Below are 10,141 nucleotides of genomic sequence, written 5' to 3' on the forward strand. Positions count from 1 at the left end.
GCTTTCCGTTGTGTGGGGTCAACTTTCCACAGCCATCGAACCAATGCCAAAAGGCAGACTTACAGATACAGTTTTTAAGACAACGCGATCGCGCATATTTCTAGTAAGCAAATTTAACTAAATATTTGTGTATTTTAGAGTAAATAATGTTATTAGTGTACAAAATGTTTACCAAAGGCATCGTCCAAGTGGGCATGGAAAGAATTTCTCCCGAATCCAATTCGCAATGCCCTCTGCCCATTGCCCTCTGCCCATTGCCCAATTCAAGTTAATATCTAGATATTTTTAACTAATTCAGATAAAATAATAAATTTGTTCGTTGCATCACCTTCTTCTGGATATGTCCAACACTTACACCGTAGAAATTCATCACCTAGGCAAAATTCATACTTTGCAAGTTCCTGAAGATGAAACGATCTTATCAGTTGCCGATGCTGCTGGTTTGGAACTGCCGAGTTCTTGCAATGCAGGTGTTTGCACAACTTGCGCCGGTCAAATATCTGAGGGAACTGTAGATCAAACTGATGGCATGGGCGTTAGTCCAGATTTACAAAAGCAAGGTTACGTATTGCTTTGTGTTGCCAAACCCCTTTCTGATTTGAAACTTGAGACAGAAAAGGAAGACATAGTTTATCAGTTACAGTTTGGCAAAGGCAAATAATCAGCGAACAGTTATCAGTAAATCGGATGATTATTGATGACTGAATAACTGTTCAAAGGAAATTCCCAAGACTGAGAAATAACATAAGTATTTCATAGCAACTGATATAAGCTATTCTAGAAAGTACAAATCAACAGGATTTATTAAGATGACAACTCATTTTATTACCGCAGAAATTGATTTACAAGAAACTCCCACAGAATTACTAGAAGTAATTGAAACAGAGTTGAATAAACAAGGTGAACCCCTCCGTTGGGCAGTTACCTCTGTGGATGTTGACGAACAAAAAGCTACTGTTGAAGCCGTGGTAACTACAGTCAAGAGTTAAGAGTTAAGAGTTAAGAGTTAGGAGTAGACGGCTTCTGATTTATATAATTCATAACTCATAACTCATCACTCATAACTTAAAATGAATCGTCCATACACAGCTATCTTAATTGTACCAACAGGCGTTGGGGCAGAAATTGGCGGTTATGCAGGAGATGCATTGCCTGTTGCCAAAGTTATGGCACAGGTTTGCGATCGCTTAATTACTCACCCCAATGTCCTCAATGGTGCAAGTTTATATTGGAATCTACCCAATACTTTCTATGTTGAAGGTTATGGACTTGACAAATTTGCCGCCGGATGCTGGGGATTGCGTCCAGTTCATCAAAATCGCATAGGTTTGCTTTTAGACCAAGGAATTGAGCCTGAGTTGCGACTGCGACATTTGCAAGCAGCCGATGCCGCCAGAGCCACCTTAGGATTGTCGCTGACAGATTATGTAATAAGTGATGCACCTTTAGAAGTAGAATTGCGGTCATCGGCATCGGGTGCGAGTTGGGGGACAATTGGCAACCCAGATAGCTTGTTAAGGGCAGCAGAAGTACTGATAAATAAAGCTGGGGCGGAGGCGATCGCAGTTGTTGCCCGTTTCCCCGATAATATTGATGAACAAGTTGATCAAAACTACCGTCACGGTAAAGGAGTCGATCCGATAGCTGGGGCAGAAGCCGTAATTAGTCATTTAATAGTGCGAACCTTTCAAATACCTTGCGCTCATTCCCCCGCACTTTCTCCCGCACCTTTAGATCCCGATTTATCTCCACGTTCCGCCGCCGAAGAATTAGGTTATACTTTCTTACCATGCGTCCTTGTCGGTTTAAGTCGCGCACCCCAATTTATTCTCCCCCAAACTCATCAATTGCCCGAACCGACTGACATTTGGGCTAATCAAGTTGATGCCGTCATCGTACCCGCAACCGCCTGTGGTGGCAGCACTCTGTTAAGCTTGAATAATAGACGATGCCAAATCATCACCGTCCTTGAAAACAAAACTCAGATGCAAGTTCCTCCCGAACCCTTGGGAATCAAGTGCATACAGCTAAACTCATATTTAGAAGCAGTAGGTGCATTAGTAGCACACAAAGCAGGCATCAACTTATCTGCTTTAAGTTCAAAAATATCGTCTTTGCAGTTATTTGTTAGTGGTTAGTGGTTAGTGGTTAGTGGTTAGTAGTTAGTAGTTAGTAGTTAGTAGATAGGTCTTGGGCATTTATCCCCCCTGTCCCCCTGTCCCCCTTGTCCCCCCCTCCCCCCCTCTCCCTCTCCCCCCCTCCCCCCTCTCCTCCCGTGGAACAACAGCAAAAGCAAGAACCAGAAATTCCCTACTTGACACGCACCCAAGTGCTTGTGGCAATGGGAGTGACTGCAATAATGTTGTGGATAATTGCCAAGTTGTGGTTGCGTTTTGGCAACGTGGCGATATTTTCTTGGCATTGGCAGGAAAGAGATTTACTTTTAGGAATAGCCTTAGGGTTAATCATCACCGCTGTGAGTGGATTAGCTTATCGTTTTTGGGCTGCTTATCGCAAAAGTGCAGATTATTATTTAGAAATAGTACTTAAACCTTTAGCTTTACCAGACATAATTTGGCTGGGGTTGCTACCAGGATTAAGTGAAGAATTGTTATTTCGAGGTGTGATGTTGCCAGCTTTGGGAGGAGATCATGTAGCGGTAATTGTATCGAGTCTCTGTTTTGGCGTCTTACACCTTAGCAGTCCCCAACAATGGACTTATGTAATTTGGGCAACTATTGTTGGGTTAATATTAGGGTACAGCGCTTTAATTAGTGGTAACTTGTTAGTGCCGATTGTTGCTCATATGTTGACGAATTTGATTTCTAGTTATTTCTGGAAGATAAAACGGTGAAAACTGAACGCTCTGAAGACGTTCTTCGGTTCTGGTTTAAGAGCCGACCAAGCGGCGATCAAGCGGCGATGGTTCGTCAGTGGGAATGGTGGTTTCGCGGGAGTGCGGACGCTGATGTAACCGAGCATTTTTCACCGCTGCTCTCCCAAGCTACGCGGGGTGAACTCGATGCCTGGTCTGGTGAGCCACGGTCACGGCTCGCGCTGATCATCGTCCTTGACCAGTTCTCGCGAACGATCCATCGGGGGACTGCTCAAGCATTTGCACAAGACCTTTATGCTTGCGCGCTGACCAAGGAAGGGATCGATGTTGGTCACTATGCAGCTCTGGAGACACCCTGGGAGAAGACCTTTTTCTTACTGCCGCTGGGGCATTCCGAGGATCTCACGAACCTAGAACTGGCGGTCAAGCTTGCTATGGAGCTCGCTCTGGAGGCATCTATTGAGTATCGCGCGTTGCTAGAGTTTTCCGCAGCGCAAGCACGCAGACATCAGGAAGTGATTGCACGATTCGGTCGTCATCCTCATCGCAACGAGGTCTTAGGACGTCAATCAACCCCAGAGGAACTTGAATACCTCACGAGTGGTCAGCTCGTACATACGCATTCGATGCCCCCCCACCTGTCGCAATTTCTCTCAAATACTTGAGGTAGCTCCCGCCATCTTCTCATATTCATACAGCAGAATTGGTGGAAGCGCAGATTACAGGAGTCAGGAGTGAAAAAAGTTTTATATATGGCTTTCACTTTTTAGGTACTGTACTTTATTTACGCAGCATCGTGCTGTAGCATCAACAAAACTCCCCATATGTGATTTGTCGGACATGATATAATATAAGCCAACAAATTGTTACATACTGCTTGCAAAATTTTAGAAAGTTTGAGAAATTTCTTAGGATAAAACTAAGTTATTTTTTTATCCAATTTTAGAGCAAGCTTTTTATGTATATAAACAGAAAATTTTTGACAAACAAGTTATATCGTTTATCTACACTTACTTCAATCCTAATTTTTTCGCTCAATTTTCCTGTCATTCAATTGGCTGTAATTACACCGAGAATATCAACTGCTTCAGCACAGACACCAAACAATCAAAGTAATAAAGCCAAAGCTGATAAGCTTTTTCAAGAAGGTGTACAACTTTTGCAGCAAGGTTCACAACAATCTCGCAAAGATTTGTTGCAACAAGCCTTGACTATTTTCCAACAAGTGTTAACGATACGGCAAGAATTAGGTGATAAAAAGGGTGAAGGGGAAACTCTGAACAATATTGGAGAAGTTTACAACGGTTTAGAGCAATTTCCCCAAGCTTTGCAAGTGTTGCAACAAGCTTTGGCAATTCATCGACAATTAGGCGATCGCGCTGGAGAAGGAATATCTCTTTTAAATATAGGAGTAGCTTACAGAAGTTCAAAGGAATACTCTCGCGCTTTAGAATTTCTCAATCAAGCGTTGGTAATTAATAAGACAAAAAATCAAGTTGCTTTGAGCAAGAATTTATTAAACTTGGGACTAGTTTATTACAGCCAAAACCAGTATCCCAAAGCGCTTGAATTTTATCAACAAGCTTTGTTAATTGCGAGAAAAATTAAAAATCGCGCTTTGCAAGCTCAAAGTTTGACAGCAATAGGATTAGTTTATCAAAAGCAAAATGATTATGCTCGTGTTATAGAAGTTTATCAGCAACTATTGCCGATCGCCAGAGAAATCAAAAATAGAAAAATTGAGATGGCTGCTTTGTCTCTGTTGAGTCTTGCTTACTTTCAAAACGAGAACTATCAGAAAGCAGTTGAATTTGGGCAGCCGGCTTTAATAATTGCACGAGAAATCAAAGAAAGCAATGTAGAAGCAGTTATTCTCGGAGCTCTCGGTTACAGTTACTTTGTACTAAATGACTATCAAAAAGCAGTTGAATATGCAAAACTTAGTTTAGCGATCGCACCCAAAGATCCAAATGTTGCAACGATAAATTCGCTCACTCTCGGCAATGCCTATAATATATTGGGTCAGCCTCAAAAAGCAGTTGAGCTTCTTGAACCAGCTTTAGCAATTGCAAGAGAAACTAAAGATCGTAAAATTGAAAGCTCGATTTTGATAACTCTTGGTGGTGCTTACGCTAACTTGGGGAACATTCCCAAAGCGGTTAATTCTTTTGAGCAAGGTTTAGTAATTGCCAGAGAAACCAAACAGCACGAACTTGAAGGTTTAGCTTTAGCACAACTCGGATTAATTGACGTTTTACAAGATAAACCCCAAAAAGCAGTTGAATATGCACAAGCTTCTTTGAAAATAGCTAAAGAAGTCAAAAATAACGAAATTCAAGCAATGGCTGTAGTTACTCTCAGCTTCGCTTATGCTTCACAACCATATACACTGGGAGATCCGCAGAAAGCAGTAGAGTTTGCCAAGCTAGCATTACCATTGGCACAACAAAGTAAGCAGCCATATTTAAAAGCGATGGCTGTAAATATTCTCAGCATGAGTTACGCTGCGGTTAATGATTCTCAGAAATCGATTGAATTTGCTAATCAAGCCTTAAAAATTGGAGAGGAAATTAAAGTTACTCCACTACAAAAATTGTCCTTTATTTTGTTGGCAATTAATTATCTGCAACTGGGAGATTATCAACAAGCGATTAACTTAGTTTCACAAAACTTACAATTTTCTCAACAATCAAAAAATCGTGGATTGCAAGCAGGAGATTCGTTATTATTAAGCCTTGCTTACATTGGAATAGGAGACAAGCAAAAAGCACTTAGTTCAGCACAAACAGGTTTGAACTTGGCACGAGAAATAAAAGATTCTCGATTAGAACGTCTTGCTCTTAGGAATTTGAGCCAAGTTTATAGTGCATTAGGCAATTATGAAAAAGCAATTGAATCTTCACAAGCTAGTTTAGCGATCGCTAAAAAAGTGCAAAGCCGTGATGGAGAAAGAGACGCATTAATTGATTTGGGAAATCTTTATAGTAAACTCGGCAAAACAACGCAAGCAATTAATGTTTATAAACAGTCCTTAGCAATTACCATAAAAACTGAAGTTGCTGGCGATCAATTCAAAGCACAGGCAGGTTTAGCTCGGATTTATAGAAACTTGAATAATCCGCAAGAAGCGATTAAATACTACGCGCAAGCTATTAACGATATTCAAAAGCAACGTGTTAATATCCAAGGACTTTCACCGAGATTGCAAGAATCTTTTTTGCAAAATCTTCAAGATAGAGCAAACAACGTCAAAACGGTTGATATCTATCGCGAATATGCAGATTTATTGTTGAAGCAAAATCAAGTTGCTCAGGCTCAACAAGTATTAGATTTGTTGAAATTGCAAGAATTAAAAGCTTATGGGAGCAATGTACAAACAAATATACAGCCACAAGCACAAACTCAAGTTGGTATCAACGCTCTTTTAGATAAAGCAGTAGCATTAGGTAAAGAACTAGACACGCTAGAAGACATTAAACCTGTCAAGAAAAGAACTCCCGCTCAACAACAGCGCATCCAAGAACTACGGAAAATTCAAGGGCAAGTTAACAAAGAATTTGCGGATTTTCTCAAAAGTCCAGAAGTTGAAAAACTGGTGTCCAAATTACAGCAAACTACCGGGGGAGAGGGTTTAAATCCTAATTATTTAAACAACTTACAAGATAACCTCAAACGACTTCAACAAGATGCCGTCCTTTTGTATCCTCTCGTTCTCAAAGACCGTTTGGAATTAGTTGTAGCAACTCCCTATGGTCCCCCGATTCGTCGCACAGTTGCTGTCACCGAAAAAGAACTCAACAGCAGCATAGCTCAATTTCGCAAAGATTTACAAACTCCTAAAAGTAATCCCAAAATTACCGCACAGAAGCTGTATCAATGGTTGATTAAACCTATCGAAAAAGACCTTGCCCAAGCAAAAACCAAAACTATTATTTACGCTCCCGATGGACAATTGCGCTATATTCCCCTAGCGGCTTTACATGATGGCAATCAATGGTTGGTGCAACGCTTCCGCATTAATAATATTACTGCCCTGAGTTTGACAGATTTTAACACTAAACCACAACCACAAATCCAAATTTTAGCGGCTGCATTTGCTGACACTAAACGTAGTGTCACAGTTAAACTTGGTGAACAGCGATATACATTTCAAGGATTAGAATTTGCTGGACGTGAAGTGGAAGGTATAGCAAGCACAATCCGCAATACCAAGAAAGTTTTAAACGAGCAATTCAACTCAGGTATTATTTACTCGATGAATGACTATTCAATAGTGCATTTGGCAACTCATGCAGCTTTTGTTGTCGGTCAACCTGAGGATTCTTTGATTATGTTTGGTGATGGTACTTATGTTACGCTTCGTGACGTGCAAAACTGGAACTTATCCCAAGTAGATTTAATGGTGCTGAGTGCTTGCGAAACTGGTTTGGGTAAGAAATTGGGCGATTTAGGCGATGGGAAAGAGATTTTGGGCTTTGGCTACCAAATACAGCGAACTGGGGCAAGGTCTGCGATCGCCTCATTATGGGTTGTTGACGATGGCGGTACGCAAGCTTTGATGGATAATTTCTATACTATATTGCCAAAGCGCAATACGACCAAAGCTGAGGCACTCCGGCAAGCCCAAATCGCCCTGATAAGTGGCAATAAAAAGGCTTACAAGAAGCAACAAGGCACATCAGCAGCAGGCAATGACTTCAGCCATCCTTACTACTGGGCACCGTTTATTCTCATCGGCAATGGGCTTTAAAAATAGGTAGAGACGTTCCACCGGAACGTCTCTACGTAAATCACGTATATTTCCTGTTATATAGGTGTAATTTAGATTGATCCGCGAGTGCGATCGCCTGTGGTAAAATTCGATGTTCTAAGACTTACGCACTGTACAAATAAACCTAAAGTGCATCAACGACACTGCGCCTAGCCGCACGTTAAGCGCTCTTCATACGCGAATTTAATTAAGCAAACGATAGCTTATACTATATTTTACGTTTAGTTCCACCTATGGAAGCATATAGGTCTTTTTCAGTTTTCCTAGGCGTTGGATACTTCTACAAATCGGTGTGGCGATCGCCTATGCATCCAAACGACGTAACCAAACCTTATCACACCAACTAGAGAATAGCCGAAGTGTTTCTTGCTTTAATTACTTTTGGTTCTAACTATGAAGCTAAGTCCAACCTGGTCAAAGCGTTAAAAGCTCTCAATCAACAGGTACAGATATTGGCTGTATCTCCAGTATACGAAAATCCAGCCATTTGCAAAACGACTGCAACACCTTATCTCAATGGTGCCTGCTTAGTAAAAACAAGTTTACAAGCACTTGAGCTGCATGAGCAAGTGTTGCGCCCTATAGAGGATAGTTTAGGTCGAATCCGGGGAGACGAAGGCAAAGTTAAATGTAGCATCGACCTAGACCTTGTACTTTACGAGAAACAAGTTCTGTCAACTCCCAACCTGCAATTGCCAGCGCCGGATATTTTACAATACGCCTATGTAGCTGTGCCATTAGGGTTTCTGGTGCCTGATTGGATTCATCCAATAACAAAACAGACGATGGCTGAAATCGCAAATAGATTTTCCCAACAAAAGGCTACCTTTTACCATCAAGTAGAGGTGAATGAAGCGATCGGCGCTTCTCTGCGAGACGCTCCGCGAACGCTGCTGCGCTTCGCTATCGCAGCTGAGTTATCTGCCCATACCCTATCAACCATGAAACCGATACAACCTTGGCATTGGCGAAAGCTGCCTCTTTTTAAACTTAATGGAGCGCAAGTCTTCGAGGCACTATTTCTCAATTTTAGAGATGTGGAAACGTTGCAGGGTCGTTCCCCTCAGCGTATTGCAACTCTTCTAGAAAGCCCAGTTACGCATAGCACTCACCTAGCTCGATATTCTATTTGTGCAGGTTCTCCCCGCTTGATTGAGGGTCAACAGAGGCTATGGACACCGCCTTTAGGAGATATTCTTTGCTTTTTGCGCTGTCTGCTCAACTCTCATCAGGATGAAGACGCGAGTATGAAAGCCCAATCGATTGTGCCTTCTGAACTTCCCTTTACAGGTGGTTGGTTGGGATGGCTGGGATATGACTTGGCATGGGAGATTGAGCAACTGCCCCAACACAAAGTTGATCCGCTTCCTTTCCCGATCGCCTACTGGTATGAACCCGAATCGTTTGCAGTTGCGGATCATCAACAGCAAATTCTTTGGTTAGCCGCTACTGACTTGGCTCAACTTGACTTAATGCAAAGTCAGCTAGAACAAGCAGTGAAACAGAGGGAAACGCAAAATTTACCGCAGGATGTCAAAACTACTCCTGTAACTTGCATTTTCCAAATGTCTCAGGAAGATTATATAGCGGCGGTGCAGCAAGCTAAAAAATATATTCAAGCTGGCGACATCTTTCAGGCTAACTTGTCCTTAAGGTTTGAAGCGCATACCCCTTTTGATAGTTGGTCAATTTATCGAGCTTTGCAACAGATTAATCCTTCCCCCTTTGCCAGTTATTGGCAAACTCCTTGGGGGGCAATTATTAGCTGTTCACCTGAAAGGCTGGTACAGTTATCAGGGAGGCAAGTTGAAACTCGACCAATTGCCGGAACGCGATCGCGTGGTGCCACTCCCACGGCTGATGAGCAGTTAGCGCAAGAGTTAATCAGCAATACCAAAGAAAGAGCCGAACACATCATGCTTGTTGATCTAGAGCGCAATGACATCGGCAGAGTCTGCGAGTGGGGATCTGTAAAAGTCGATGAACTCCTGACAATTGAACGTTACAGCCATGTCATGCACCTTGTCAGCAATGTTATCGGTACGCTACACCCGAACTATGACGCTGTAGATTTAATTCGAGGTGTGTTTCCTGGGGGGACGATTACTGGCTGTCCTAAAGTTCGTTGTATGGAAATTATCGAAGAACTTGAACCCGTAAAGCGCAACTTATTTTACGGTTCCTGCGGTTATCTGGATTGGCGGGGAAACCTCGATTTAAATATTCTGATTCGCACGCTCCTATATACTAATATGAGCGATTCTACATCTGAGGCAATTGTTTGGGGACAAGTCGGTGCTGGCATTGTTGCAGATAGCGACCCGCAAAAAGAATGGTATGAGTCTCTACAAAAAGCACAAGCTCAACTCAACGCTCTAAATCTGGCTCTTGATATTTCAGCAAAATACCGCCAGTAAGTGAGTGATGCTATCCCCAGAGGGCGAGTCCTTCACGCTTACAAATATGGACAGGCTTCAAGGGTTCTCTTAGACGCGAAGCGCGAACATCCGAGTAATTGGTTGGGTGTTGCGGAT

The 10,141-nt window shown here is 42.2% G+C and carries 7 protein-coding genes and 1 pseudogene; all 8 read left to right on the forward strand.

All coding sequences use genetic code 11. The features are described from left to right. Window positions 1-340 precede the first annotated feature (340 nt). The 8 genes and pseudogenes from PI95_RS26375 (at window position 341) to PI95_RS26405 (ending at window position 10,024) form a co-directional block, all read left to right on the forward strand. Window positions 341-661 carry a 2Fe-2S iron-sulfur cluster-binding protein gene (locus tag PI95_RS26375; protein WP_039740066.1) on the forward strand — a complete coding sequence of 107 codons (321 nt, stop codon included), beginning with the start codon at window positions 341-343 and terminating at the stop codon, window positions 659-661. Between the two features lie 148 nt (window positions 662-809). Continuing rightward, window positions 810-989, forward strand: a complete 180-nt coding sequence (locus PI95_RS26380) for a DUF8621 family protein (RefSeq protein ID WP_039740064.1) — start codon at window positions 810-812, stop codon at window positions 987-989. 81 nt (window positions 990-1,070) lie between these two features. After that, on the forward strand, window positions 1,071-2,138 hold the full coding sequence (locus PI95_RS26385; RefSeq protein ID WP_039740062.1) for a DUF3326 domain-containing protein: 1,068 nt from the start codon (window positions 1,071-1,073) through the stop codon (window positions 2,136-2,138). A gap of 137 nt (window positions 2,139-2,275) precedes the next feature. Beyond that, on the forward strand, window positions 2,276-2,854 hold the full coding sequence (locus tag PI95_RS26390; RefSeq protein ID WP_039740060.1) for a CPBP family glutamic-type intramembrane protease: 579 nt from the start codon (window positions 2,276-2,278) through the stop codon (window positions 2,852-2,854). Further along, entirely contained in the window at window positions 2,851-3,501 is a 651-nt protein-coding gene (locus tag PI95_RS26395) for a DUF924 family protein (protein ID WP_039740058.1), read from the forward strand. Before PI95_RS26390 ends, PI95_RS26395 begins: the two co-directional genes overlap by 4 nt. A 314-nt stretch (window positions 3,502-3,815) precedes the next feature. Further along, window positions 3,816-7,586, forward strand: a complete 3,771-nt coding sequence (locus tag PI95_RS26400; RefSeq protein WP_163519214.1) for a tetratricopeptide repeat protein — start codon at window positions 3,816-3,818, stop codon at window positions 7,584-7,586. A gap of 380 nt (window positions 7,587-7,966) precedes the next feature. Further along, window positions 7,967-8,341, forward strand: a pseudogene (gene folK, locus PI95_RS36235) (2-amino-4-hydroxy-6-hydroxymethyldihydropteridine diphosphokinase); the annotation flags it as partial. A gap of 207 nt (window positions 8,342-8,548) precedes the next feature. Continuing rightward, window positions 8,549-10,024 (forward strand): anthranilate synthase component I, encoded by a 1,476-nt coding sequence (locus PI95_RS26405; RefSeq protein WP_039740677.1) that lies wholly within the window; start codon window positions 8,549-8,551, stop codon window positions 10,022-10,024. Window positions 10,025-10,141: the final 117 nt, after the last annotated feature.

The organism is Hassallia byssoidea VB512170 (genome assembly GCF_000817785.2).
Classification (GTDB): domain Bacteria; phylum Cyanobacteriota; class Cyanobacteriia; order Cyanobacteriales; family Nostocaceae; genus Hassallia; species Hassallia carrinoi.

Excerpts from the sequence above, each read along its gene's own strand:
- PI95_RS26375 (WP_039740066.1), top strand. The coding sequence starts at position 341 with ATGTCCAACACTTACACCGTAGAAATTCATCACCTAGGCAAAATTCAT.
- PI95_RS26380 (WP_039740064.1), top strand. The coding sequence starts at position 810 with ATGACAACTCATTTTATTACCGCAGAAATTGATTTACAAGAAACTCCC.
- PI95_RS26385 (WP_039740062.1), top strand. The coding sequence starts at position 1,071 with ATGAATCGTCCATACACAGCTATCTTAATTGTACCAACAGGCGTTGGG.
- PI95_RS26405 (WP_039740677.1), top strand. The coding sequence starts at position 8,549 with ATGAAACCGATACAACCTTGGCATTGGCGAAAGCTGCCTCTTTTTAAA.